Genomic DNA, 25,310 nt, shown 5'->3' with positions numbered 1-25,310 from the left:
CAATGAAATTCATGTAGGAAAGCATCTCTATTTTTTTGTGTTAATTGGGACTTATTTTGACCTACAGGGACATATAAGGACCGTAATAGTAGAATAGGAGGAAATTCACATGGTAGTCAAAGAGAAAGTTGTAAATGAAATGCAGGAAGTAAAAAAGATGATTGATACGCTAGTAAATAATGGTCAACAAGCTTTACAAGCATTAGAAAGTTTTACACAAGAGGAAATTGACAACATTGTTCATGAAATGGCATTAGCAGGTGTTGATCAACATATGCCGCTAGCAAAATTGGCAGTTGAAGAAACTGGCCGTGGTGTATATGAAGACAAATGCATTAAAAATATTTTTGCCACTGAATATATTTGGCATAGTATAAAGCAAGATAAAACGGTAGGGATTATTCACGAAGATCCTCATGAAGAAATAATAGAAATCGCGGAACCTGTCGGTGTAGTAGCTGGAGTAACACCAGTAACGAATCCAACGTCGACAACAATGTTTAAAGCGTTAATTGCGATAAAAACAAGAAATCCAATTATTTTCGCATTTCATCCTTCCGCACAAAAATGTTCTGTGGCAGCAGCGAAAACCGTATATGATGCAGCGATGAAAGCTGGTGCACCAAAACACTGTATTCAATGGATTGAAAGACCGTCTGTTGAAGCGACGAAACAATTGATGAACCATGATGGTGTAGCACTCGTTCTAGCAACTGGAGGCGCTGGTATGGTGAAGTCAGCTTACTCTACTGGAAAACCAGCGTTAGGCGTTGGTCCTGGTAATGTACCGTGTTATATAGAAAAATCAGCACATGTAAAACGAGCTGTTAATGATTTGATTTTATCAAAAACATTTGATAACGGTATGATTTGTGCATCGGAACAAGCAATCATTGTCGATAAAGAAATTTATGATGATGTTAAAACAGAAATGATTGAAAACAGTTGTTACTTTGTAACAGAAGAAGAAAGAAAAAAATTAGAAAAGCTCGTTATAAATGAAAATACATGTGCAGTAAATAGTGATATTGTAGGGAAATCAGCACAGTATATTGCCGATTTAGTTGGGATCACTGTTCCTGGACATACAAAAATGCTTGTAGCTGAAATTCAAGGTATCGGAGCAGCATATCCGTTATCCCGTGAGAAACTGAGTCCAGTATTAGCTTGTGTGAAGGCAAATTCATTAGAAGAAGGATTTACATATTGCGAAGAAATGTTGAACCTCGGTGGTTTAGGACATTCAGCAGTTATCCATTCTACAAATAAAGATGTGCAAAAGCAATTTGGGTTACGTATGAAAGCTTGCCGTCTCATTGTAAATGCACCTTCATCACAAGGTGGAATAGGGGATATATATAATGGATTTATTCCATCACTTACACTTGGTTGTGGTTCATACGGAAAGAATTCAGTTTCCCAAAATGTAACAGCGACTCATTTATTAAATATAAAAAGGCTGGCAAATAGAAAAAAGAATATGCAGTGGTTCAAACTGCCACCAAAAATTTATTTTGAAAAACATGCTACAGCTTATTTAGCAAATATGCCTAACATTTCACGTGCATTTATTGTAACGGACCCCGGAATGGTTGAACATGGCTATGTCGATACAGTCGCGCACTATTTAAACAAGCATGCAAATGATGTGAAAGTTGAAGTTTTCTTTGAGGTCGAACCAGATCCATCAGATGAAACTGTTTTCAAAGGTGCGGAAATGATGAAAAGTTTTAAGCCAGATGTAATTATCGCACTTGGTGGTGGTTCAGCTATGGATGCAGCAAAAGGAATGTGGTTATTCTATGAGTATCCAGAAACGACATTCTATGGTATTAAACAGAAATTTTTAGATATAAGAAAACGTACATGTAAATATCCGGAATTAGGAAATAAGGCGCAGTTTGTTGCGATTCCAACGACATCAGGAACGGGATCAGAAGTGACACCATTTGCGGTTATTACAGATAAGAAAAATAATATAAAGTATCCGCTCGCAGATTATGAATTAACACCAGATGTAGCAATTGTTGATCCACAATTTGTAATGACAGTACCACCACATGTAACAGCAGATACTGGTATGGATGTTTTAACACATGCAATTGAGGCGTATGTGTCTGTTATGGCAAATGACTATACAGATGGATTAGCATTAAAAGCTATTGATCTCGTATTCAAATATTTACCGAGAGCATATAAAGATGGAAATGATGAAGAAGCAAGAGAAAAAATGCATAACGCTTCTGCAATTGCAGGGATGGCATTTGCAAATGCTTTCCTCGGTATTAATCACAGCTTAGCACATAAGATTGGACCAGAATTCCATATTCCGCACGGACGCGCAAATGCCATTCTAATGCCGCACGTAGTCCGCTATAATGCTATTAAGCCAAGAAAACACGCATTGTTCCCAAAATATGAGCACTTTGTGGCAGATGAAAGATATGCACATATAGCGAGAATGCTCGGGCTTCCAGCAAGTTCGGCAGCAGAAGGGGTGGAATCACTCGTCCAAGCAATTATTGAGCTTGGAAAAAGCTTAAATATTAATATGAGTATTGCGGGACAAGGAGTCGATAAAGAGCAATTTGAAGAGGTTGTTGGAGTATTAGCAGAAAGAGCTTTTGAAGATCAATGTACAACTGCTAATCCAAAGTTACCGCTTATTTCAGAGCTGAAAGAAATTTATATGGAAGCATATAAAGGTGAATAATGATAAAAAAAGAGCCGCAGTAAAAGCGGCTCTTTTTTTATTGGAAAACATCTCCCAGAATGGCTGTATTTACTGGTCTTTCAGTTTCATAGAATATGATACAGTGAAATGGAGGAGTGAGAATATAATGAAAGAATTAAAAGGAAAAATAGAAGATTATACTCGGTTTGGACAAATGCTTCTCGCTGTAAGTACATTGTTAATGGTTGGCTTATTGATTCCGAGTGGAGCAAAAGAGACAATCCAATTTTTTGTTATGATGGGGAGCATCGTTATATTTTTAAGCTTATCGTTCTTTTTCTTTCAGCGTGTGAAAGTGATGCGTGACCAGCTAGAGGAAAATGAATGTGAATAATATTGTTAACTAGAGCGCAGCGAAAAGAAAAAATCTTTTTGTCGCGCTTTTTGTTTTTTTGTAGGAAAATATATGCGTTTCGTGTTGACAATGATAATCCTTATCAATTAAAGTAGAATAGTAGTTAATGATTATCATTATCAATTAGAGGTGAAGGAATGAAAAAATCTATTACGCTATTTACAGCGATTTTATCTATTTTTTTCTTGTTAATAGGTTGCAGTGCCAAAGGGGACGAAAAAGCGTCTGCAACCAAAACAGAAAAAGGAAAAGAGAAAATCGAAATTACCGACCTATCAGGAAGAAAGGTAACATTCGATAAAGTGCCAGAAAGTTTTGCAACATTAAGTATGGGGGACATGGATATTATTCATGCTTTAGGTGGAAAAATAGTAGGTCGCCCGGATACGAAATTAACTCTTCCAGATGAGCTAAAGAAAGCACAAGTAATTGGGAATGCACATCAACCGAATTTTGAGCAAATTGCTAGTTTAAAGCCCGATGTACTTGTTGCTAACAATGGATTCCAAAAGAATGTGCCAACGGTTGAAGGACAAGGAACGCAAGTTATCATTTCTTCTGCGAATTCTGTACAAGATATTCAAAAAAATATTGAATTATATGGAACGGTAATGAAGAAAGAAGATAAAGCAAAAGAAATTAATCAAAAAATGAATGATCAAATGAAGAAATATGAGAAAAAGAGCGATGCGAAAGCATTGCTAGTGTATGGCGCACCAGGAACTTATTTAGCGGCATTACCAACATCTTTATCAGGTGATATTTTAGAAAAAACAGGCGGAAAAAATATTGCTTCTGATTTTCCAGAAACGAAAGAATATCCGCAATATGCACAGCTAAGTGTAGAACGTATTATTGAGGCGAATCCAGATGTGATTTATTTAATTACACACGGAGATCCAAAAAGTGTGAAAAAAGCATTCGAAGGCGAAATGATGAAAAATGAAGCGTGGAAAAATTTAGAGGCAGTAAAACAAAACCGCGTAGTTATTTTGCCACCTGATTTATTTGGATCTAATCCTGGTACAAAAGTTACAGAAGCAATGGACTTTATGTATAAAAGTATACAAGATGTAAGGAAATGATACTATGGAAAGTAGTGAAGTAGTAAGAGAAAAGGAACATCCTTTTGCGAAAAAAAGATGGATAATAGCAGTTACTTTAGTTGTATTAACAATCCTAGGTCTCTTTTACGGTCTTTTCGCAGGAAGTTTATCCTTTTCTGTACGAGATATTCTAACGGGTATACAAGATGAAGGTTCGACAGTTCATCGAATTGTATGGGATCTTCGCATACCGAGAGTGCTCATTGGGTTTATAGTAGGAACATGTTTAGCTGCATCTGGTACACTGCTACAAGGAGTTATGAGAAACCCTCTTGCAGATCCTGGTATTATCGGAGTTTCATCTGGGGCAGGCCTTGTAGCAATTGTCATCATGATTTTATTCCCACAGCATCTAGCTTTTTTACCACTAGGGGCGTTTTTAGGATCTTTCATAACAGCGATGGTTATTTATGCTTTATCATGGCAAAAAGGGGCACCACCTTCAAAAATCGTCTTAGTAGGGGTGTCGATCAATGCATTAATTGGTGCAGCAACGTCAGCATTAATGTTATTACATAGTGACAAAGTACAATCGGTGTTACCGTGGCTAGCGGGTGGTATTGGTGGTGTAAGTTGGGTACATTTAAATATGATTATTTATTATGCAATATTCGCCATTATATTAGCTTTCTTTGGTATTAAGCATATTCGAGTGTTAATGCTTGGAGATGAAATGGCAAAGTTATTAGGACATAACGTGGAAAAAAGTCGGTTTTATTTAATCGTAGTAAGTACATTATTAGCTGGAATTGCAGTAAGTGTGTCTGGTCTTATTGGATTTGTCGGTCTTGTCGTACCACATATGCTACGTTTATTAGTTGGAAATGATTATAGATATTTGCTACCTTTATCATGCCTTGGCGGCGGGGTATTACTTGTTTTTGCGGATGCAATAGCTCGAAGTTGGTTTGACCCAATCGAATTGCCTGTTGGTATTTTACTGTCCTTCTTAGGTGGTCCGTTCTTCTTATATTTAATTCATAGAGGAGGAAAACAAAGTGATTTCCGTTAACAAAGTGTTTTACGCACACTCTGAAAGATTTCAAATGCAAAATATGAATGTACATATTAAGGCTGGAGAAATCGTTAGTTTAATTGGTCCGAATGGATCGGGAAAATCTACTTTGCTTCGTTTAATAGCAAGGCTACTGAAACAAAGCGAAGGGGACATCATTTTAGATGGGAAAAATATTCATATGATGAAGAGTGCTGATGTAGCGAAGCAATTAGCAATGTTACCACAAATGCATGATCATCAATTAGATTTAACAGTGAAAGAACTAATTGAGTTCGGAAGAGGTCCACATAAATCATGGAGTAGCCACTTAAATAAAGAAGATGAAGAAATTGTTGATTGGGCATTGTCTGTTACAAATCTTGAAGGGTATGAATATCGTCTTTTACATTCTTTATCAGGAGGGGAACGGCAACGTGCTTGGATTGCGATGACGCTAGCGCAACGTACAAATGTCTTATTATTGGATGAACCAACAACCTTTTTAGATATCGTTCACCAGTTGGAAGTAATGGAACTTGTGAAACGATTAAATGAGGAGTTTGGAATGACAATTATAATGGTTTTACATGACATTAACCAAGCTGCTCAATATAGCGATCGTTTACTTGTATTAAAGCGAGGAAAAGTTCAGTATGATGGTATACCAGAAGAAGTACTATGCCATGAAATGTTTCAACATGTATTTGGCATAGATGTAGATATTTTTCAGGGAAGTGACAAGCCTTTTTTTACACCGAAACGAATTTCTAAAAGGGGAGAAGAGCGATGCAAACAGAAGAGCGTATTACCATTGAATTAGTAAGAGAATTTGTTATGGCAGCTCACGGGGATTTAGAGAAAGTACAAGAGCTATTGGTTGAATCACCAAGCTTACTTCACGCCTCTTATAATTGGGGTGGATCAGATTGGGAAAGTGCGTTAGGCGCATCGGCACATGTAGGTCGTAAAGATATTGCTCTTTATTTACTAGAAAAGGGTGCTCGGATGGATATTTTTGCAGCAGCTATGCTTGGTGAATTAGAAGTTGTACAAGCTATTTTAGTAGCTCAACCAGAAGCATTGCGCGCATCTGGTCCTCATGGTATTTCTCTTCTTCAACATGCACGAATGGGTGGAGAGAAATCTAAGCGTGTATATGATTATTTAGCAATACTATCTTAATGAACGAAGGAAGTTCTTATGTGCGGTAAACTTTTCACTTGAAACAATTGGAAAGTTTACCGCCCGTTAGAACGGGATAAGTATCTAGTATATTTGAAAATCCTACACCCCCCTCAATTGTAGTTTTCTTTATGCTAGTTATGATATGGATGCAGTGGACAATATTTGTCTACTGCTTTTTTTGTTTCTATAAGATTGAATATTCTGTGTTATGTGGTTGATTCATTTATAATAAATGGTAACACTTATTGTGCATACAAAATATGATTGTGAAATTAAGAAGAAATTAGTAGAAAGGAGTGAAGGAATGTTTCATACAGACCGTTTACAAATTCGTAAATATACAATGGATGATTTACAGTTCTACGCTTCACTATGGGGAAACGAAAAAGTAATGCGCTATATTGGAAATGGGAATTTAAAAACATATATGCAATGTAAAAAAAGTTTGGAAGAGTGGGTAATTCCTAGCTATAAAAACGGCCTCGGTTTATTTGTATTAATTGAAAAGGAAACGGGGATACGGATTGGTCATGCAGGATTAGTAAAGCAGCAGATAGATGGAAAAGAGGAAATTGAAATTGGTTATTGGTTATTACCTCAGTATTGGGGAAAAGGCTATGCGAGAGAAGCAGCGGCAGCATTTCGAGACTATGGCTTCCAAGCGTTACGAATGAATAAATTGATTTCTCTTATTAATCCGGACCACCCCGCCTCAATCTTTGTTGCTAGAAAAACGGGGCTTAGTTATGAGAAAACAACTTCATTTCATGGGATGGATGTTCTCGTTTATTCCATTAGGCGCGTTGGATGAAAAAAGGTTAATTGCATTTTTTGAAGAATGGTATATAAAAATAAAGGGGGGATTACATGTACATTTATCATAATGGACTTATTATTCGTGAGGGGACGAATGGTGTACCTGCATATGCAATTAAGACTTTATTCGAAGATGCCGGTTGGAGCAATGATAATATCCCTTCTTGGCAAATTGAAAAATTCACGATAGCATTTGAAAATTCAACATGGGCATTCACAATTTGGGATGAAGAAGAGATGATTGCCATGGTTAGAGTCATTTCTGATGGAATCATGGTCGCGAACATAGTAAATTTAGTTGTGAAATGTGAATATAGAGGGAAGGGATTAGGTAAGAAACTTGTCGCTCTTTGTTTGCAAAAGCTACCACATGGTGACTGGTTTGCACATACTTCTGCGAACAATTTTGATTTTTATAGAAGCTGTGGATTTGAAGTTAGAGAGCTATCGAGAAATGGAACATGTGCGTATTATGGATATCAAGTCGCGAAAAGAGATGGTCACCGATAAATGAATGAAAAGTAAAAGTTTAGCGAGGTAATTTTGAGGATTTGATAATAGAGAATGGATTGAGGCACATTTTATGATAAAATAAAAGAAAATTCTGTTTATTATTAGGGGGATAAAAATGAGTATAAAAGTTGGGGATGTATTTAAATATGAAAGAAGATTTACTGAGGAAGAGGTGTTTGAATTTGCAAATATTACCGGAGATAAAGGTAGACACCATGTGGAATATGATGAAAATGGAAGATTAATGGTCCATGGTTTATTGACTGCTAGCATTGGAACGAAAGTAGGCGAAGAATTACATTACATAGCAAGAGAATTAGTAAGTGAGTTTATTAGACCAGTTTTCACAGGAGATACAATCACTTGTGAATTAACTTTAACAAATGTTGAGCAAATGGAAGGCTATAAAAAAGTTTCAATCGAGTCAGTTTATCGCAATCAACACGAAAAGACTGTACTAGTGGGGACAAGTTATGGAATTATAAGGGGATAAAAAAGAAGCCTGTTTAGCAGGCTTCTTTTTTATTATTTAGTAAACACGTTTTCGATTTTCCGCATAACTAGAGATGAGTAGTAATGCAGTTTCTTCTCCTATATTACGAACAATATGAGGAACGCATGCATTCCATGAGAAAGAATCACCTTCTTCTACAATTGCAATATCTTCACCGTGCTGAACTTCTAGTTTTCCGCGTAATACAAGGTGACATTCTTCCCCTTCATGGGCATTTGGTGAGTTTTCTTTCGGGAATCCAGTAGGGATTTCTACTAAAGATAGGCGAAGGCCCCCTTGCTCCGCAACATGTTCAATTCTTTGCTCATCTTTGCCGTATACACTGTATTTCCGTTCTTCTTTTTTGACAATTTTTAATCGATCTTTTTGCTCTAACAATAAATAGGGAAGGGGAACGTTTAAAAAATTGGAGATCGTTTCTAAAGTTGAGATAGATGGTGATGTTTTATTATTTTCAACCTGACTCATAAATCCTTTAGAAAGACCTGTTCCCTCACAAATTTGTGCGATTGTTATGCCTCTACGTTGACGAATTTCACGTATTGCAGAACCAATATTCATAAAATCAAGCTCCTTTTTGTAAACAACTATTTGTATCATAGCAAAAAAAATATATTTTTTCCCAGTGAAAATGAATTGACGAATAAAAAAAATTAGTGTATGTTTTGTAATGTGAATAAAAGTTTTGTATAAGAAAACTATAAAGGAGAGAAAGAAATGAATCAACATATTGGTAACTTAATTATTCGTATCGTGTTAGGGGTAACATTCTTCATGCACGGTTTAACAAAATTCCAATCAGGAATTGACAATATTGCAGGGTGGTTTACAAGCATTGGTTTACCAGGAGGACTTGCATACGGTGTAGCAACATTTGAATTAGTTGGAGGCCTATTATTAATTCTAGGTTTAGGTGTAAGATATATTGGATTATTATTTGCACTTGTTATGGTTGGAGCAATCGTAAAAGTGAAATGGTCAGCTGGTTTATTGGGAGATGGAAAAAATCCTGGTTTCGAATTAGAACTTGCATTATTAGCAATGGGTGCATACTTATTTGTTGCAAAAGCTGATGGTTTTGTAGATAATTTCTTAAAAGAAAAAATGTCAAAGAAGAACTAATTTAAATGGGGGGCTAACAAGATGAGTTTTCAACTTCATCCCGATACAACACTGGATGTTGTTCATTTATACGTATCTAATGTAAAGAAATCACTAGAGTTTTATACGGAAGTACTAAGTATGAAGGTGCTAAAAGAAGAAAAAGCAGTCGTTACATTTGGGAATGAAAATGATGAACCACTTCTTATCATTGAAGAAAAGAAAGAAGCTTTTCCGAAGCAAAGAGGAAGAACAGGGTTATATCATTACGCAATTTTATTACCAAGTAGGCAGGATTTAGCGAATGTTCTTCGTCATCTTGTAGAAATGGTATATCCACTACATGGCGGGGCCGATCATTACTTTAGTGAAGCTCTTTATTTAGCTGATCCAGATGGAAACGGGATTGAAATTTATCATGATCGACAAAAAGAAGTTTGGCGTGATGAGAATGGAGAGCTCCCATTTGTTAGTAACCCGTTAGCTGGTGAAGAATTATTGCAGCAAGGAAGTACATGGAGTGGATTTCCAGCTGGTACTGTGATGGGGCATATTCATTTCCATGTAGCTGATTTAGAGGAAGCGAAACGTTTCTATGTTGATGGTCTTGGTTTTGAAGTAACAATCCCAGCTCGTAATGGAGCGTTGTTCGTATCAGCAGGTGGCTATCATCACCATATCGGTTTAAATACATGGCAAGGTGAAGGGGTACCACCGCAAATGCCAGGTTCTGTTGGTTTGAAATATTTCACAATTGTATTAGCGGATGAAAAACAAAAAGAGCAAGTATGTGAAAGCTTAAAAAATATTGGTAAGATTGCTACGTACAAAGATGGAATATTACAAGTCGAGGATCCATTTGGACATTGTATCCATTTCCAAATAAAAGGAGAAGCCTAAAAAGGCTTCTCTTTTTTATTTTCTTATAATTGCATTTTCGTTTTGTAAAAATAGTTCATCAAATTGTTTTGCAAGCTCAAAATCTAGTTTCGTTAAACCTTTTGCATTCCAAGATGACAAAGTAATAATAACTGCTTTATACTGGATAAGGATAAATGGATGGTGATTATGTTCTTCTGATAGTTTGGCGGCTTCAGAGACAAATTCGACTCCTTTTAAGTAGTCGGAAAACATATATTTTCGTTCAATCCATTTCTCATCTTTTACCATCCATTTATCTACCTTCAATAATTCCTCGTGAACTTCTTCTTCAGTTAATCTTAGCATCATTTTTCACATCCTTTATTGGAAGTAACGCAAGACCATTGTTAATAAGGCGTGTTACAGCTTCGTCAGTTGTGAAAGTAGAAAGTTGATGTAGTAATGCTGCAGATGTTTCATGCCCTTTGTTATGCTCTAAAAGTAACTCTAATACTTCAAGGCGCAGCAACCATTCTTTCGCATAAAATTTATTTAATACTTCTTGGATTGCTACTAATTGATCGATATGCGCGTCGTGTAAAATCCCCTCACTTCGAATATCTCGAACTGTTTGATACATACGCTCGAGTTCATTCAGTACAAGCGGAGCAGGAATTTCTTGAACTTCTTCATCCATTGGGAAAAATGCTGCTGCATCTGCGGCACCTGGGAATACTGAAGTGATTTGTGAGCCAACAGCCATATCAAATGCGCCCCATGAAGCATCAAATAAAACGCGGGCGTTATAAGTAACTGTGCAATCGATAAAGGAAATAAGAGCAATTTTCTTATCATTTTTCACAATATCTGTTACTGTTCCTTTTACATGAATACCACTTGCAAAAGTAAACTCAGCGATAGTTCCAATTTTAATTCCTAATGATTGTAGTTGTTCGTCTGTACAATTTTCTAATGCAATATTTTCAGTAAGTAATCCAATCGGTGTTCCAAATCCGTCACTGTGTACAGAAGTAGAATGATTCGCTAACTGTTTATTATGAAGCGCTAATGCCGTTGGCGAATTTGTTCGCATGTAAATTAATTCACCTGCATCGTTTTCAATTGTCTCGCTAAATGTACCTGTAATTTGTAATCCACTATTTAGCTCAGCTGTTGCATAGTTCTCAGAGCGAATTGCTTTTTCTAAACCTTCTTTTCCACCTGTTTTAAAGGCCATTGTTTTAGAAAATGTTTCAAGCGCATCTGTTAATTCTTCAAAGGATTCACAAACAAATAGTTGTGGTTGCATTTTTGTTACGTCATAAGTTGTCCCTGTACATGCTTCGATAGAAAATGGAACCTTTTCTACAGCGTCTGTTAAGCAATGTTTGCTTTCGCCAACAGAAGAAAGGAGACCAGCACCATATATCTTTGGATCATCTATATTTCCGATCAATCCATATTCTACTGTCCACCAGAAAAGACGTGAAATTTGTTCAGCTTCCGATAAACCAGAAACTAACTTTTGTTTTTCAATTACAGCATTTTCAGCAGCCTTAACTTCATCAGGAGTAGAAGTAGGGCTTTCTTTTACTATCGTTAATGTACGAACAGCTTCAAATGCATCATGTTCTTCTTTTGTAGAGAAAGCTTTTGCACCAATTTGCCCAAAACGTTTCACATATTTTGCATATGTAGGATCAAGTAAAATCGGTGCGTGTCCTGCGGCTTCATGTACGATATCTGGAGCTGGTGTGTACTCGATATTTTCTACTTTCCGGATATCTGTTGCAATCGGTAGTAATCCGTGTCCTTGAAAATCGAAGAATGCTACGCCAGGAATAAGTCCGTCAATTGTTACAGCGCCCCAGCCGCTTGGTGCCAAACACTCATTCATTTCTTCTACTTTTGGAATTGCATCTATATTAATACCAGATGATTGTAGTCCGTTCACATAGGCTGGATGAGCAACGTCTTTTAAGAAGCTATGATTTTGTCTCATAATGTAACGCCACACAGCGTGATTCACCGGTGTGTATTGATCATAATGTTGTGTGGATACAAATGGTTTTAAATGCGATGGAATTTCTGTTTTCTTTGTCATTTAGACATCCTCCTTTTTTTCAATAAAATTGAATATCGATTTCGTATAGCTTGTATCACCCCCCTTTCATTTTTTTGTAAGCGCTTATAAAATTTTATCATAAGATTCGGAATTATTTAACATATGTTTCTGTGATAAATAGAAAAAGCCCCTATCGGAAAATCCGATAGGGGCGAAAGAATCGCGGTACCACCCTATTTGTAAGTGAAAATATACTTACATCTCAATTAATGATAACGGAAAAATTCCGTCTTTTCCTTCATGCATAAAAGCACTACGAAAAAGAAGCTCCAGAATTGTAATTCATACTTATATATGTGCTAATTTCCACCGACCATTAGCTCTCTGTAACAGGGATATAAGATACTACTGCGATTCTTTCAACGCGTATATATGAAATTGTGTAAGAGGATGGATGCAAAAAAGTCCCTATCGGAAAATCCGATAGGGACGATAAAAATCGCGGTACCACCCTATTTGTAAACAACTAATTGTTTACCACTCACTTTACGATAACGGAAAGATCCGTCTTTCTCTTCATGCATAAAAAGCATTACGGGAAAGAAGCTCCAGAATTGTAATTCACGCTTGTATATGTACTGATTCGCACCAACCATCAGTTCTCTGGGACAGTGATATAAGTCGCTACTAGCATTCCTTCAAAGCCGATATATAATTCGTTAAACTAAACTATGTTTTGTATTATAAAACTATATTAAAAAAATTGTCAACAAAAATTTTTTATCCCGTGTTAATGAGCAGTAAAATTCCTACCTCAAAATTCGGTGGGAGAATAACTGCCCGTAACCCCCGATTGGTGAAGGCTAATAATCAGTGGGGATGAACAAAATCTCTACTGATTAAGGCTTCACTTTATTTCACTTCTAAATTAACAGTTAAATTAGAGGTATTGCCAGCTGCATCAGTTGCTACAATGTGAATAGTATTTTTTTCTTCGTGTAATTGAGTGCGATCGAAATAAATGTCATAGCTTTTCTCCCAAGGGTTCAGGAATGCCTGTTCCCATACACCATTTCCGTTAATTTCATATTGCATTCTCACTGGAATACCAGGTGCTATCCAACCAGATTCTGACATCCAATCTAGTAGAATATCATCAACTTTTCCTCTAATTACGAGATTTTCTTGGTCAACTTCGTGTGTTAACTTAGGTGCAGTTCGATCAAGAAATACAGCAGCTGTTTGTTTTGTTTCTCCACCAGAATTAGAAGCAACTGCTTCGATTTGATATAGCCCGTCAGCTAAAGGAATGCCATCTGCTTTTGTACCATTCCATTTGAAAGGTTTGCATCTAGGAGTTGCATTTTTAGCTTGATGGATAATCCCTTGATACGTTACACGTTCTTTCGTAACTAAATTTGCATGTAATGTTACATCATCCACAGGCGCAACTAAATAGTAGTTGATGAGATTATCATCTAGTACGTGGTCGCCATTTGGGCTAAAAGTAGAATTAATAATTTCAAGTCCATCGATACGTTTATAATCTTTAGGATCGATACTAAATGTGAATGGAATTCGAATTTCTTCTTTTGCCCCTTGTTCTTTTACATATACATTTCCAGTATACACACCTTGTGGTAGTGAGCTATCTACCGTGATAGTAAATGGTTTTTCGGTACTACTATTCGGTTGTATGCTAATCGATGAAGGGACAGAAGCTTTTACTTTTGTTTTTGTGTTGGCATCTAGTAATTCCACACGAGTTGAAAAACTTTTCTTTTTACTAGAAAGGTTTTGTAATGTAACATTTTGCGTCAGTTTTACTTTTCCGCTATTTGGCTTAATAAGACCAAAGCTGACATTGTTAGGTTTTACTAATACATTTGTTTGAGCTGCTTTCGGAATGTTAATTAAACCAGATCCTTGTGCCATAACAGGGTATGTATTTTCATTGACATCATGTAATGTTTTTGCATTGTTAGTAAGAGCCGCTTTCAATTGTTCTGTCGTCCAATCCGGATGCATTTGACGCAAGAGGGCAACCGCTCCAGCTACTTGCGGAGCAGCCATACTTGTTCCGTTATGCGATTCATAGCCGCCTCGCGGTACTGTACTAGTAATTTGTACTCCAGGTGCAACAACATCAGGCTTTATTAGCCAACTTCCTTGTGATGGTCCTCTTGAACTAAAGTTACCGATAAGTTCTGTTTGCTTTGGTTGTCCAATTTTTATATTTTTCTTTCGTTTTGTGATTAAAGTTTTTAATTCTTCCCCATTTGTATTTGATAATTGCATTACTGGGATAGCCAGATGTTCACGTGAAAAATATTCCGGCATCATATTAATTTCTTTTTCGTTAGAGATTAATAACACACCAAGTGCCCCAGCTTGCTTCGCTTGTTCTGCTTTTACTAATGTACTAGAAGTACCTTGTAAAATAAGTGCGAATTTCCCTTTCACATCTTGTTTTGCATAATCACTTGGATTGCCATAACCAACATATACAAGAGGGGAATCATTTCCTATTGGAAAATCGGATTTTGATAACGGTAACCCTTGATATGTTTTGCTGGAACCAGCTACTTGGAATGTTGGAAACGGGATAGAAACCGTAGATGCTCCAACAGAAATGACACTACTTGCGTTACCAGGAGCATCAACAGACCAAGGTTTTGGTCCGTCATTTCCATTTGAAACGACAGTAGTAACACCAAGTTTCGCTGCTCGTTCTAACGTTAATGTTACAGGCTGATCAGGTACATTTAAATCTTGCCCAAGGGAGAGGTTTAACACATCCGCACCATCTTGAATCGCTCGCTCAATCCCTTGGATAATATCATCTGTTGTACCAGTTCCACCGTCATTCATTACACGATAGGCTAGAATAGAAGCGTTTGGAGCAACGCCTTTAATTTTTCCATTACCCGCAATAATTCCAGCTACATGAGTACCATGTACGTTACCATCCATTGGATCGCTATCTTCATCAACCGTGTCATATCCACCGATATAATTTGCCTTTAAGTCAGGGTGTGTATAGTCTACGCCAGAGTCGATAATGGCTACTTTCATGCCTTTTCCATCAAGCGGTTTGCCAGATGGATCTTTTAAATTCCACGCTTCAGGTGCACCAATTGTCGGTCCACCGATATTTGGTGCTTCTTCGTTAGTAGTACTTTTTGATGTTTCATGCAATTTATATGTTAAGTTCGGATAGACTGCTTTTACTTCAGGTAAAGAGGCAAGAGAGGTAATTTGATCTCCAGGAACTGAAATAGAGAATCCGGAAAATAACGTATTATACACTTCTTTAATTTTTGCACCAGGTGCTTTTTCTTTTATTTTCTTAGTCGTATCTTCTTGTGCTTTTTTTAGCTCAGCATGATAAGACTGAGCATTACTATTTTGTAAATCTGGAGCATGCTGAATATTACTTTGAGCAGCGAGAGGTGCATGTTGCAATTCTACAATTACTGATATTTCTTTTGTTGTTTTCGTTTCAACATTTTGAGCAATTTTATGTTCTCCCCACTGTTCAATCGTTGTTTTTAATTGTGGACTAAATTGCTTCTCCTTTTGTAGTGATTCAGCATGAGCGCTTAAAGCTCCAAAACTAGAAAAGACAAGCGCCATGCTTAATAGTGTAGATGTAGTTTTTTTCATTGATACTCCCCCTAATAAAAAGTGCCAATATTCAGAAATTAAATCTTACATTTTAGTTATAACTTATAAATATAAATGTTGGCTAAACTATACTTTCGACATAATTCATACCAATCCTCTATGAATTGGAAATTTCTTGGGGAATTTTTTCTGATTATGTCGAATCGATATTTTTCATATATTGTAGGAAGAAAGTGAGGAATGCTATGAGGGAAATGGAGTGATGGTATGAAAAGGCTAATAGTAAGTGGTAGTGTAGTGTTGTTTATGTTTTTGTGTTCTATCACTATTACTAGCGCAGAAAATAATAGTGTGAAAGTTGCTTTTATTCGTCATCATAACCTTTGGATTAAAGTTGAGGGGAAAGAAAAACAACTTACAAAAGGAGAGAACATAACAGGGCCAAAGTGGTCACATGATGGAGAATGGCTGGCATATGTAAAAGGGAAGAAACAAAATATTCTTGAGTTATATCGGCTGAAAGATGGAAAGAAAGTTACGCCGTTTCACTCAGAAGCATCGAATTATCAATGGTCACCAACAGAAAATATAATTGCATTTATATTTACAGGTACATTAAATACATTTGATGTAGAAAAAAAGAATGCAGATTTTGAAAATGTATCGGCTGGTGTAGGGGATTATGCATGGTACCCCGATGGAAAGAACTTTCTTGTATCCTCTGAAGCGCACTTACTTCCAACAGGATGGACAGGGGCTCAGCTATATGAAGTGCAAAAAGATGCACATATGAATCCTCACAAAATGAAGCATTTGTATGCATTGCCAAATGAACATGATGATTTCCTAGCGCTAGTAGCAAGTGGCTTTAAGTGGTCACCAGATCAAAAGTGGATTTCATTTTTAGCAGTACCGACAGCTTCATGGTCAGCTGATAGTAATACGCTTTGCTTAGTTCGTGCAGATGGCAGTCGGTTTGAAAAAGTAGATCAAATGTTACTAAACGCACAATGGTTTCAATGGGCACCATCAAAAAATATATTAGCTTATATTGAAGGGAGCGGAAGAGTTGCATTAGAAAATAAGCATTTAAAAGTAAAGGAATTGCCAGCACTTCAGCAGAACATATTTACGCCGAAAGGATATGTTGATTGGGATTTTGTATGGAAGAACGATAGAGTAATTATCGTTTCACGAGCAAAGGAGGCAGGGATAGAAACTCCACCAGAAAAAAGGCCACTACCATCTTTGTATGAGGTCGATAGTACAAGTAATGCACAGCATCAAATCACAAAGAAAAAGAACAGGCAAGGGGATTACCACCCGATCTTCATGAAGAAGAGTAATCAATTAATTTGGATACGTTCAGACCGTAAGAAAGCGGATGTATGGCTTGCTCATAAAGATGGGAAACAGGAAAAGAAGTGGATTGAAAATATAGATGTACCAGCGTGGTATTATGAGAAATGGAATTGGGAAAATGTCATCTCGGTGAAATAACAATAAAAAACTGCCTAAAAGATCATTTTAGGCAGTTTTTTATTGTTATTTATGCGTTTTATTTGGCTTTTTTTTCGCTGGGTTTCCGTTCCCTTGGCGCTTTCTATTTTGTTCATCTTTTGCTTGTTTTTCATGTAGTGTATCTAAAAATTCATTCGAGTTACTCATTTTTCTATCGCTCCTTTCATTTCGTCCTAATTACTATAACCATTTAGGAGGATAATCATGAGTTAGAAGTTAGGCACTTAATTTTCTTCGATAATGTAAGTAAAATATTCCATACATAACAAATAGCATGAGTAAAACTTGTAACTCTACATTTTCCTTTAAAATAGCTGCGATAGGGTCTGGTAAGTACGGTGATTTATCGTTTGTGCTTAAACCTAACCATTTATTTAAGAGGCTAATGGTACAAAACATAAAAACACCGGACCAGCTTGCCGTAATTGCTTTTTGTTTAATTTTTGTTTCACGTTCATCATCTGTAATCCAGGGATTAGCAGTTTGATCACTACTAAAGAAGCCGTTTATATATCCCCATACAATCATTCCAATAAAGACAATTATCCATTTCATATATGTAATTCTCCTTTCGGTGTAAAAAGTATTTTACATGTAATATTGTAATATTTTACAAAGTTTAGTGTCAAACCTTTTTTACATATCGGTTTTTATACAGCAGGAATAAAGAATGCAATAGGGAAGAAATATGTGTGAGGATTTTATAGGAAGAGGAGGCTGAATATGAAAATCGTTTTTGTTCGGCATGGTGAAGGTGAACATACAACGGATTTACCAGAAAGTCGTTTTAACTAGATCAGATTTTTTGAAAGAAACGGGCATATATGAAATGGATTTATCCCATAAAATTCTGATTGATAAGGGCTGATTATAGGATGGGGGTTGTATGTTGAATATTGCATTAGTAGTTGGTTTTAATTCGGATTTAGAAGCGCAATCAATTCGAGCATCTCTTGAATATTTTGGTGCAAGGGTTGTGACATATTGGATTGGTAGACCGAAAGATTTTGTGGAAGTTCTTTCTGGAAAGAACTTATTTAACAATATTAATTATATTATTTTTTGCTTTCATGGTGAAGAAGGGAAGTTTGTCATGGAAGAGTTAGGCGAAGAAGTATATGAACAAGATGAACCGAGAGGGTATTTTGGTACAGAAGAAATTTATAAATATGCAAAATTGCATAATACACATATTGTAAATAGCGGGTGTACGTTAGGGGAGCAAAATCTAGCAAAATTTTTTTTACATAGTGGTGCGAAATCATATATTGGATCGATTGATTATGTAGATGGAAATGCAGCACTTATGTTTACTATACGCTTATTTTATGGGGTTATTAACCATGGGAAAACGTTAGAAGAAGCGTTACAAGAAGCGAGTTTAATTGATGAGGAGACACATACATTTCGATTCTATAATTAGTGTGAAACACGTTTATTCTATATTCGAATAAACGTGTTTCACATTTAACTCACATTTTTTTTACATTTTTTTCAATGAAAATGGTTATCACTTGTGGTATGATATGTTCAAGTTTTTACAGGTAATAAAAGTTACTATATAAACGTTAGTTTTTAATGTTTCATACGCATGTCACAGATTATTCATAATTAACGTTTGAAAAATAAGTAACTAATGTTATTATATTATCTGTAACTAACTTAATTACAACTTTAGGAGGAAGATATGGTTATTCAATTTTTAAGAGAAAACAAAGCAGTTTCTTTTGCATTAGCAGTAATTCGAGTATATCTTGGTTACACATGGTTAATGGCTGGAATCGGTAAACTACAAGGAAAAGGATTCGATGCAACAGGTTATTTGCAAGGGGCAATTGAAAAATCTAAAGGTGCACAACCGGCTGTTCAATCTTGGTGGGCATCATTCTTACAAGAATTTGCAATTCCAAATGTAGATTTGTTTAATACACTTGTAACATGGGGAGAAATTTTAGTCGGAATTGGTTTAATTGTAGGCTGTTTAACAAAAACAGCGGTCTTTTTTGGTCTTGTAATGAACTTTTCCTATATGTTTAGTGGGTCAATTGGTGTGAACCCTGAGATGGTTATCTTATCTATGTTTGTTCTTGTTTCCGGTATGAACGCTGGGAAATTTGGAATGGATGGCTTCGTTATCCCGAAAGTATTAGGATCAAAAACTCCAAAACGCCAAAAGCAAGCTGCTTAATATATGAAAACGGGTATCTCATTTTGAGATACCCGTTTATGTTATTTTTCAACTTTAATCGGATTGTTCTTAAAGAAATCTTTTACATACCCGACAAATTCTTGTGGTTCTTGGCGAAATGGTGCATGATAACCTTTTTCAATAATATGTAAAGTGCTATTTTTTAAGAATTGATGATACGTTTCTCCTTCTTTCCAGGAAACGCTACTATCATTTCTGCCCCATATAATTAAAGTTGGCTGTTTTATTTCATTTGCATTAATTTTAAGACGTCTAGGCCATAATTTCATTTTATTATAATGCTCTTCATCATTACGTTTGAATTTCACTTTGCTTTCATCATAATCTGTAATAGAAGAAACGGCATTTAAATCAGTCGACAATTGTGGTTTTGGTGAGCCTTGTTTATTAACGAATGTATGAGGGCCACCTGTAGCATCAGTTAAAATAAGGTGAGTAACTGCTTCAGGATATAAATATGTTAAATTTAGAGAAATTTCTCCCCCCATGGAATGCCCCAGTATTGCGAATGAATCATACCCTAGTTTTTTCATTAATTTATAATACAAATTTGCATGAGTTGGAAAAGAATAATAAAAATCCATTGGCTTAGATGAGCGCCCGAATCCTAAAGCATCTACAGAAATAATTGTATGATCTTTTGCTAAATCGGAGTAAATCTTTTGAAAACCATCTGATGATCCTCCAAAGCCATGAATCATAAGTAAAGGTGGTTTTTCATTACCAATCTTTTTAAAGTAAATGGTTTGACCATCTATTTCTACCATTTTTTCCTCGGTAGCTAGTTTCGCTGTAATTGTATTTTTAACTTGTTTTACTTGTTCTACTGGCTTTTCTGCTGCACTACATCCTACTAATAGTGTAAGAGTAAGACAACCTACCATAAAATAGCTAAATCGCTTCAATTAGGTGTCTCCTTTCTAACATAACGCTGTATCTATCATAGCAAATAGCATATTACGATTTCCAGGAAGTTGGCTACCATTTTTTATCATAAGAGGTGAAAGGAGCATTTCTTGGAAATTTTCTGTTTGAAGAAATTGACGAAATGTAAATTGTGAGTGTGGAACATCAATTCGTACTATACCATTCCAACATTCACATATCTTTTTTAATAATTGGATAGCATCTTCTTCTTGCTTGGCGATAAGTGGATTGATACATAATATATTGCCCTTTTGTATGCATAATGAAAAAGCTTCTATACAGTTATTTCTTTCAATTTTAAAAGAGTGTACGGCCCTTGGTAATAGCAAAGAGTAAAGTAGAGAACGATTCATACCAGTTGCAATTTGATCCAGAGAAGTAAGAAATATAAGGTCTTCTTCTTGTACTTGTTGTAAGTGAGAAGGGTACGTCTTAATAGTTTGCTTTTCAAAACGATGAATCGTTGTTGCTGTTTGAAATCCGCATGATGTGTATAGAGGTTCGCCAGCTTTTGTCGCAATAAGTGCAATGGGTTGTTTTGGATGAATTTGTTCCAAGCAATGATTTAGCAACATGCGCCCTATTCCGCGTCCTTGAAAATTAGGGTGAACGATTAACATACCAATGGAAGCGAAGTTACTTGTAAAGGGAAATACTCCTCCAGTCGCAATGAGTTTGTTTTCATGAATGTAACCTACAAGTGTGCCGATAGAAAGATACATTTCGAATTGTTTTTTCATAAAAATTTCATCGTGTAACCATCCAACAGATTTGCAAAGATTAAGTAATTCAAAAATAAAAGATTCATTTAGCTTTACTATTTTCATAAAGGCTCACCGCATTTCTATTTATTTTCATAAACATAGAGTCAAAATGTAAAAAAAGAGATTTACGTTAAATGAAATCCAACTTGTTTATATTTAAATTGTAAAGGGCGGAATGATTGATACAAAAAGACAAACTTATACAAATTATAACTGATATTTACATAAGTTAACAAAAAATTTACATACAGCTAATTTTCTCTTAATAGTCTTCCATTAAATTTGATAGTGGGAAATGAATAACCTAATTAGGGGGACAAGACAGTGAAAAAGTTTGTGAAAAAAGCATGGCCATTTGCAGTTGTGGCATCATTAGCAGTTACTTCGGTAGCAACATGGAATTTTACTCGTTCTAGTGAGGTTAATGCAGATGAGAACGGAAGCAATGCAAAGATCAAAAATGTTATCGTATTAATTGGGGATGGTATGGGTCCTTCATATATGACGGCTCACCGTTATATGAAAGATAATCCAAAAACCTTTGAAATGGAATCTACAGAATTTGATAAGCATCTTGTAGGAACACAAAAAACATACCCAGAAGATGAACATGAAAATATTACAGACTCTGCATCGGCAGCAACAGCTATGTCAGCAGGAATTAAAACATATAATGCTGCAATTGCAGTTGATAATGATAAAGCGGAAGTGAAAACAGTTCTTGAGCAAGCGAAAGAAAAAGGGAAATCAACGGGACTCGTTGCAACTTCTGAAATTACACATGCAACACCAGCTGCTTTCGGTGCGCATGACATTAGCCGTAAAAATATGGACGCAATTGCAAATGATTATTTTGATGAGAAAATTAAAGGGAAGCATAAGGTAGATGTTATGCTTGGCGGCGGCGTAAAGAACTTTGTTAGAAAAGATCGTAATCTTACAGAAGAGTTTAAGAAATCTGGTTATAGCTATGTAACGGATCGAGATCAATTGTTAAATGATAAAAATGATCAAATTCTTGGTTTATTTGCACCAGGTGGATTAGATAAAATGATTGACCGCAATGAGAAAACACCTTCATTAGAAGAAATGACTAATGCAGCAATTGAGCGTTTGAACAAAAATAAAAATGGTTTCTTCTTAATGGTGGAAGGAAGTCAAATCGACTGGGCTGGACATGATAATGATATTGTTGGTGCAATGAGTGAAATGGAAGACTTCGAAAAAGCTTTCAAAGCAGCGATTGAGTTTGCGAAAAAAGATAAAAATACATTAGTTGTTGCAACGGCAGATCACGCTACTGGTGGCTTATCTTTAGGTGCCAATGGCGAGTATAACTTTAAAGTAGATCCAATTAAAGCTGCAAAACGCACACCAGACTTTATGGCAAATGAGATTGCAAAAGGTGCAAATGTAGAAGAAACATTGAAAAAGTATATTGATTTACAATTAACTCCAGAAGAAATTCAAGCTGTAAATGATATAGCTCCGTCAAAAGATGTAACAAAGATTGATAATGCAATTGAAGATATTTTCAATAAGCGCTCGGTTACAGGCTGGACAACAGGTGGACATACAGGGGAAGATGTGAACGTGTATGCATTTGGTCCAGGTAAATACTTGTTCTCTGGCGTTCAAGAGAATACAAATATAGCGAAACGTGTCTTTGATATTGTTGGTGGCGGTGATCCGAATAAAGGAAGACGCTAATTAAGAGCGAAAGTGAGGCGAACTGCCTCGCTTTTCTTTTTAGGAGTTGGAAATATGAAAAAAATATTTACGAAATTAAGATTCCTTCTAGCATTTGTAGTATTACTAGTTGGATGTCAACAAGAAGAGAATAATGTAGCACAAAACTCTACTACTAAAAAAACTGAGGAAAAGGTACAAATAACAAAAGAAGAAGAGAAATCTATTCAAGATGTTATTCATACATTTGTGCGAACGACCAATGAAAAAAATCTTGCAGAACATATGGAGTTATTTTCAAAGAAGATGCCTAGTGCTGAAGACTTAAAAACACAAAAAGAAGCCGCATTTCAAAAGGGAAATAAGAAAATTGAATTGGAACATATAGATATGAAAGTTAGTAAAGTAGGGTATGTTATTGTTGAAACGAAAGAAAAGGAAGTAGACGACAGTATTACTCTTCAAAAGAAAGTACAGTATGCCCTTGGAAAAGAAGAGGATAAATGGAAGATTGAAGAGGTTCGAACAATAGAGAAAAAATAACGTGAAACTTTAATAAGTGTGGAGTCGTACTTCCCAAAAATGATAGAAAAAAGGTTCTCATTGGCGAGAACCTTTTTTTATAGTGGTAGCATAATTTGATTTGAACATGCCTCAATATCATCAATATCTTGACGAATTGTGGCCATTTTATTATCCAGATCTTCAGCTTTCATTGCTGCATCATGTAGTTCATCTTTTAAATACTCCGGTATTTTCCCTTCATATTTATAATAAAGTTTGTGTTCTAAACTTGCCCAAAAGTCCATTGCCAGTGTACGTAACTGAATTTCTGCAAATACATCTTTTGTACCAGAATTTAGTGATAAAGGGTATTTAATGATCATGTGTAAACTTTTATATCCGTTTCGTTTTGGGTTAGCGATATAATCTTTTACTTCTATGACTTCCATATCTTCGCGTTTTTGAATGACTTCTTTCAAATGATAGATATCTTCTACGAAGCAACATGTAATACGAATACCAATAATATCTTGTAAATGTGTTTGAGCATTTTCAACTGTTGGTAATAAGCTTTTGCGCTCTAGTTTTTTAATAATACTTTCAGGTTGTTTTAGTCTTGTTTTTATATGTTCAAACGGGTTGTAATCCTCTAGAAATTGAGCTTCCCGGTTCATAATTTCAAATTTAGTTTTTAACTCTTCTAAAGCAAATGTATATGGTAATACAAAAGCTTTCCAGTAGTTAACTGTTGATTGATTATATTCCATTTATATACACACCTTTTCCTATTTGCAAGTGAGGTCGTTATTATACTAAATACCAAATCATATAAGCGCAAGCAGCAAATGATGAGATCATAAAGCGATATTTAGTTTTCATACTTTCAACTCCTTTCGAGTAAGATTTTATATAAATAAACGTGATTGTTAATAAGTTCACTATGTACAGTTTCTATAGTAATAGATTCGTGTGAATTTCGTATGAACTAATTGTTTCAGCTTTTTGTCTTTTTTGCTGTTAATCATAATTATTATTCGGATTTAAAGTGTTTTTATTTGATTTATCTATTTGTATAAATTAATGTATATTTAAATTTACAGTTATCGAGGAGGATATATGGTGAACTTTGAAGAATTAGCAATTGCTAGACGTTCTGCAATGAAATTTATACAAGGTATAGAAATCCCTGATGAGGATTTTAAAAAAATATTTGAGTTAACTAAGCTTTCTCCATCTTGCTATAATTTGCAGCACACACATTATGTTGTAATTCGTGATCAAGAGCGAAAAGAAAGATTAAAAGAATTAGCTTTCGGTCAATATAAAGTATCGAGTGCATCAGCGGTAGTGCTCGTTTGTGGTGATAAAAAAGCATACCAAAATGTTGAAAATATTTACTTCGGTATGAAAGTTTTAAAAATGATTGATGAATGTGAATATGAAGATACAATTAGGCAAACGAAAGGTTTATATGAAGGAAAAGGAGAGCGTTTCATGGAGGATGAAGCGATTAGAAATGCTTCGTTAAGCGCGATGACTTTTATGTACGCAGCTAAATATTATGGCTATGATACATGTCCAATGATTGGTTTCGATGAAAAAGCAGTACAAAGTGAATTAAATATGCCGGAGCATATAGTACCTGTTTTAATGATTACGATAGGAAAAAGTGATACGACTAAAACTCGCCCACGAGGATATCGAAAGCCGATTAGTGAGTTTGTTACATACGAATCGTTTTAATAAAGTGAAACTTTTAATCAGTGGGGGTCTTACTGCCCGTTAATGCGGGAGAAAATTTATTTAACTATAAAAACACGGG

26 protein-coding genes and 2 other annotated features are annotated in these 25,310 nt (G+C 35.6%); of the genes, 17 read left to right on the top strand and 9 right to left on the bottom strand.

Translation table 11 applies throughout. From position 1 onward, the window contains the following. The first annotated feature begins 109 nt into the window (after positions 1-109). The 9 genes from adhE (at position 110) to D1166_RS11415 (ending at position 8,199) form a co-directional block, all read left to right on the top strand. Entirely contained in the window at positions 110-2,713 is a 2,604-nt protein-coding gene (gene adhE / locus D1166_RS11460) for a bifunctional acetaldehyde-CoA/alcohol dehydrogenase (RefSeq protein ID WP_097861434.1), read from the top strand. 127 nt (positions 2,714-2,840) lie between these two features. Continuing rightward, positions 2,841-3,068, top strand: coding sequence for a YrhC family protein (locus D1166_RS11455; RefSeq protein ID WP_000661265.1), 228 nt, complete (start codon positions 2,841-2,843; stop codon positions 3,066-3,068). Between the two features lie 158 nt (positions 3,069-3,226). Next, positions 3,227-4,174 carry an ABC transporter substrate-binding protein gene (locus D1166_RS11445; protein ID WP_000748453.1) on the top strand — a complete coding sequence of 316 codons (948 nt, stop codon included), beginning with the start codon at positions 3,227-3,229 and terminating at the stop codon, positions 4,172-4,174. Positions 4,175-4,178: 4 nt separating this feature from the next. Then, entirely contained in the window at positions 4,179-5,207 is a 1,029-nt protein-coding gene (locus tag D1166_RS11440) for a FecCD family ABC transporter permease (protein WP_097861435.1), read from the top strand. Further along, complete coding sequence (locus D1166_RS11435; protein ID WP_097861436.1) at positions 5,194-6,012, top strand: ABC transporter ATP-binding protein; 819 nt, start codon at positions 5,194-5,196, stop codon at positions 6,010-6,012. The genes D1166_RS11440 and D1166_RS11435 overlap by 14 nt, the downstream gene beginning before the upstream one ends. Continuing rightward, positions 5,979-6,374, top strand: a complete 396-nt coding sequence (locus tag D1166_RS11430; RefSeq protein WP_001192763.1) for an ankyrin repeat domain-containing protein — start codon at positions 5,979-5,981, stop codon at positions 6,372-6,374. The genes D1166_RS11435 and D1166_RS11430 overlap by 34 nt, the downstream gene beginning before the upstream one ends. Before the next feature lie 235 nt (positions 6,375-6,609). Then, complete coding sequence (locus D1166_RS11425; protein WP_000258037.1) at positions 6,610-7,188, top strand: GNAT family N-acetyltransferase; 579 nt, start codon at positions 6,610-6,612, stop codon at positions 7,186-7,188. Between the two features lie 56 nt (positions 7,189-7,244). Then, positions 7,245-7,703 (top strand): GNAT family N-acetyltransferase, encoded by a 459-nt coding sequence (locus D1166_RS11420; protein WP_000276114.1) that lies wholly within the window; start codon positions 7,245-7,247, stop codon positions 7,701-7,703. A gap of 118 nt (positions 7,704-7,821) precedes the next feature. Next, positions 7,822-8,199 carry a hotdog family protein gene (locus tag D1166_RS11415; RefSeq protein ID WP_000025015.1) on the top strand — a complete coding sequence of 126 codons (378 nt, stop codon included), beginning with the start codon at positions 7,822-7,824 and terminating at the stop codon, positions 8,197-8,199. Positions 8,200-8,235: 36 nt separating this feature from the next. Here D1166_RS11415 and D1166_RS11410 read toward each other — a convergent pair whose 3' ends face one another. Continuing rightward, positions 8,236-8,781, bottom strand: coding sequence for a helix-turn-helix domain-containing protein (locus tag D1166_RS11410; protein ID WP_001020693.1), 546 nt, complete (start codon positions 8,779-8,781; stop codon positions 8,236-8,238). A 156-nt stretch (positions 8,782-8,937) separates the two neighbouring features. On the opposite strand from D1166_RS11410, the gene D1166_RS11405 reads away from it, so the two are divergent. Beyond that, positions 8,938-9,342 carry a DoxX family protein gene (locus D1166_RS11405; protein WP_001071553.1) on the top strand — a complete coding sequence of 135 codons (405 nt, stop codon included), beginning with the start codon at positions 8,938-8,940 and terminating at the stop codon, positions 9,340-9,342. Between the two features lie 21 nt (positions 9,343-9,363). Then, positions 9,364-10,221 carry a VOC family protein gene (locus tag D1166_RS11400; RefSeq protein WP_000009844.1) on the top strand — a complete coding sequence of 286 codons (858 nt, stop codon included), beginning with the start codon at positions 9,364-9,366 and terminating at the stop codon, positions 10,219-10,221. A gap of 15 nt (positions 10,222-10,236) precedes the next feature. On the opposite strand, the gene D1166_RS11395 is transcribed toward D1166_RS11400, so the two are convergent. The 3 genes from D1166_RS11395 to D1166_RS11385 all read right to left on the bottom strand — a co-directional run bounded on the left by D1166_RS11395 (position 10,237) and on the right by D1166_RS11385 (position 15,913). Then, complete coding sequence (locus tag D1166_RS11395; RefSeq protein WP_000979538.1) at positions 10,237-10,551, bottom strand: 4a-hydroxytetrahydrobiopterin dehydratase; 315 nt, start codon at positions 10,549-10,551, stop codon at positions 10,237-10,239. Next, complete coding sequence (locus D1166_RS11390; RefSeq protein WP_000163184.1) at positions 10,532-12,286, bottom strand: aromatic amino acid hydroxylase; 1,755 nt, start codon at positions 12,284-12,286, stop codon at positions 10,532-10,534. Before D1166_RS11390 ends, D1166_RS11395 begins: the two co-directional genes overlap by 20 nt. A 165-nt stretch (positions 12,287-12,451) precedes the next feature. Next, positions 12,452-12,679 (bottom strand) — a binding site (T-box leader). Between the two features lie 50 nt (positions 12,680-12,729). Then, positions 12,730-12,958: a binding site (T-box leader), on the bottom strand. Positions 12,959-13,159: 201 nt separating this feature from the next. Further along, the gene (locus D1166_RS11385) at positions 13,160-15,913 is read right to left on the bottom strand and encodes a S8 family serine peptidase (RefSeq protein ID WP_097861437.1); all 2,754 of its coding nucleotides are present in this window, start codon (positions 15,911-15,913) and stop codon (positions 13,160-13,162) included. 228 nt (positions 15,914-16,141) lie between these two features. Here D1166_RS11385 and D1166_RS11380 point away from each other — a divergent pair, with 228 nt between their 5' ends. After that, positions 16,142-17,374 (top strand): TolB family protein, encoded by a 1,233-nt coding sequence (locus tag D1166_RS11380; protein ID WP_097856082.1) that lies wholly within the window; start codon positions 16,142-16,144, stop codon positions 17,372-17,374. Positions 17,375-17,419: 45 nt separating this feature from the next. Here the strand turns inward: D1166_RS11380 and D1166_RS11375 are convergent, their stop codons facing one another. Both D1166_RS11375 and D1166_RS11370 read right to left on the bottom strand, forming a co-directional pair. Then, on the bottom strand, positions 17,420-17,542 hold the full coding sequence (locus D1166_RS11375) for a DUF4023 domain-containing protein (protein ID WP_000071866.1): 123 nt from the start codon (positions 17,540-17,542) through the stop codon (positions 17,420-17,422). Between the two features lie 69 nt (positions 17,543-17,611). Next, entirely contained in the window at positions 17,612-17,950 is a 339-nt protein-coding gene (locus D1166_RS11370; RefSeq protein WP_000871153.1) for a hypothetical protein, read from the bottom strand. Positions 17,951-18,281: 331 nt separating this feature from the next. On the opposite strand from D1166_RS11370, the gene D1166_RS11360 reads away from it, so the two are divergent. Together D1166_RS11360 and D1166_RS11355 are read left to right on the top strand one after the other, a co-directional pair. Further along, positions 18,282-18,818 carry a delta-aminolevulinic acid dehydratase gene (locus D1166_RS11360; protein ID WP_097861438.1) on the top strand — a complete coding sequence of 179 codons (537 nt, stop codon included), beginning with the start codon at positions 18,282-18,284 and terminating at the stop codon, positions 18,816-18,818. A 264-nt stretch (positions 18,819-19,082) separates the two neighbouring features. Continuing rightward, entirely contained in the window at positions 19,083-19,583 is a 501-nt protein-coding gene (locus D1166_RS11355) for a DoxX family protein (RefSeq protein ID WP_000236592.1), read from the top strand. A 41-nt stretch (positions 19,584-19,624) separates the two neighbouring features. Here D1166_RS11355 and D1166_RS11350 read toward each other — a convergent pair whose 3' ends face one another. Beyond that, complete coding sequence (locus D1166_RS11350; RefSeq protein ID WP_000819810.1) at positions 19,625-20,509, bottom strand: alpha/beta fold hydrolase; 885 nt, start codon at positions 20,507-20,509, stop codon at positions 19,625-19,627. Between the two features lie 15 nt (positions 20,510-20,524). After that, positions 20,525-21,358, bottom strand: coding sequence for a GNAT family N-acetyltransferase (locus D1166_RS11345; RefSeq protein ID WP_097856084.1), 834 nt, complete (start codon positions 21,356-21,358; stop codon positions 20,525-20,527). Between the two features lie 261 nt (positions 21,359-21,619). Here D1166_RS11345 and D1166_RS11340 point away from each other — a divergent pair, with 261 nt between their 5' ends. Together D1166_RS11340 and D1166_RS11335 are read left to right on the top strand one after the other, a co-directional pair. Beyond that, entirely contained in the window at positions 21,620-23,005 is a 1,386-nt protein-coding gene (locus tag D1166_RS11340) for an alkaline phosphatase (protein ID WP_000714912.1), read from the top strand. A 54-nt stretch (positions 23,006-23,059) separates the two neighbouring features. Then, positions 23,060-23,527 carry a hypothetical protein gene (locus D1166_RS11335; RefSeq protein ID WP_097856085.1) on the top strand — a complete coding sequence of 156 codons (468 nt, stop codon included), beginning with the start codon at positions 23,060-23,062 and terminating at the stop codon, positions 23,525-23,527. 77 nt (positions 23,528-23,604) lie between these two features. On the opposite strand, the gene D1166_RS11330 is transcribed toward D1166_RS11335, so the two are convergent. After that, complete coding sequence (locus D1166_RS11330) at positions 23,605-24,255, bottom strand: GTP pyrophosphokinase (RefSeq protein ID WP_000456230.1); 651 nt, start codon at positions 24,253-24,255, stop codon at positions 23,605-23,607. Between the two features lie 349 nt (positions 24,256-24,604). Here D1166_RS11330 and D1166_RS11325 point away from each other — a divergent pair, with 349 nt between their 5' ends. Next, positions 24,605-25,231 carry a nitroreductase family protein gene (locus D1166_RS11325; RefSeq protein ID WP_000245978.1) on the top strand — a complete coding sequence of 209 codons (627 nt, stop codon included), beginning with the start codon at positions 24,605-24,607 and terminating at the stop codon, positions 25,229-25,231. Positions 25,232-25,310: the final 79 nt, after the last annotated feature.

The organism is Bacillus sp. ISO11, assembly GCF_003458115.1.
GTDB lineage: Bacteria > Bacillota > Bacilli > Bacillales > Bacillaceae_G > Bacillus_A > Bacillus_A cereus.
Note: the sequence above shows the minus strand (reverse complement) of the source record. Positions and strands in the feature narration are given on the sequence as shown.

Coding starts and splice junctions, on each gene's coding strand:
- D1166_RS11380 (WP_097856082.1), top strand. CDS start 16,142: ATGAAAAGGCTAATAGTAAGTGGTAGTGTAGTGTTGTTTATGTTTTTG.
- D1166_RS11420 (WP_000276114.1), top strand. CDS start 7,245: ATGTACATTTATCATAATGGACTTATTATTCGTGAGGGGACGAATGGT.
- D1166_RS11385 (WP_097861437.1), bottom strand. CDS start 15,913: ATGAAAAAAACTACATCTACACTATTAAGCATGGCGCTTGTCTTTTCT.
- D1166_RS11335 (WP_097856085.1), top strand. CDS start 23,060: ATGAAAAAAATATTTACGAAATTAAGATTCCTTCTAGCATTTGTAGTA.
- adhE (WP_097861434.1), top strand. CDS start 110: ATGGTAGTCAAAGAGAAAGTTGTAAATGAAATGCAGGAAGTAAAAAAG.
- D1166_RS11400 (WP_000009844.1), top strand. CDS start 9,364: ATGAGTTTTCAACTTCATCCCGATACAACACTGGATGTTGTTCATTTA.
- D1166_RS11430 (WP_001192763.1), top strand. CDS start 5,979: ATGCAAACAGAAGAGCGTATTACCATTGAATTAGTAAGAGAATTTGTT.
- D1166_RS11345 (WP_097856084.1), bottom strand. CDS start 21,358: ATGAAAATAGTAAAGCTAAATGAATCTTTTATTTTTGAATTACTTAAT.
- D1166_RS11355 (WP_000236592.1), top strand. CDS start 19,083: ATGGTTATTCAATTTTTAAGAGAAAACAAAGCAGTTTCTTTTGCATTA.
- D1166_RS11445 (WP_000748453.1), top strand. CDS start 3,227: ATGAAAAAATCTATTACGCTATTTACAGCGATTTTATCTATTTTTTTC.
- D1166_RS11325 (WP_000245978.1), top strand. CDS start 24,605: ATGGTGAACTTTGAAGAATTAGCAATTGCTAGACGTTCTGCAATGAAA.
- D1166_RS11360 (WP_097861438.1), top strand. CDS start 18,282: ATGTTGAATATTGCATTAGTAGTTGGTTTTAATTCGGATTTAGAAGCG.
- D1166_RS11375 (WP_000071866.1), bottom strand. CDS start 17,542: ATGAGTAACTCGAATGAATTTTTAGATACACTACATGAAAAACAAGCA.
- D1166_RS11390 (WP_000163184.1), bottom strand. CDS start 12,286: ATGACAAAGAAAACAGAAATTCCATCGCATTTAAAACCATTTGTATCC.
- D1166_RS11410 (WP_001020693.1), bottom strand. CDS start 8,781: ATGAATATTGGTTCTGCAATACGTGAAATTCGTCAACGTAGAGGCATA.
- D1166_RS11405 (WP_001071553.1), top strand. CDS start 8,938: ATGAATCAACATATTGGTAACTTAATTATTCGTATCGTGTTAGGGGTA.
- D1166_RS11455 (WP_000661265.1), top strand. CDS start 2,841: ATGAAAGAATTAAAAGGAAAAATAGAAGATTATACTCGGTTTGGACAA.
- D1166_RS11395 (WP_000979538.1), bottom strand. CDS start 10,551: ATGATGCTAAGATTAACTGAAGAAGAAGTTCACGAGGAATTATTGAAG.
- D1166_RS11370 (WP_000871153.1), bottom strand. CDS start 17,950: ATGAAATGGATAATTGTCTTTATTGGAATGATTGTATGGGGATATATA.
- D1166_RS11415 (WP_000025015.1), top strand. CDS start 7,822: ATGAGTATAAAAGTTGGGGATGTATTTAAATATGAAAGAAGATTTACT.
- D1166_RS11440 (WP_097861435.1), top strand. CDS start 4,179: ATGGAAAGTAGTGAAGTAGTAAGAGAAAAGGAACATCCTTTTGCGAAA.
- D1166_RS11425 (WP_000258037.1), top strand. CDS start 6,610: ATGGTAACACTTATTGTGCATACAAAATATGATTGTGAAATTAAGAAG.
- D1166_RS11330 (WP_000456230.1), bottom strand. CDS start 24,255: ATGGAATATAATCAATCAACAGTTAACTACTGGAAAGCTTTTGTATTA.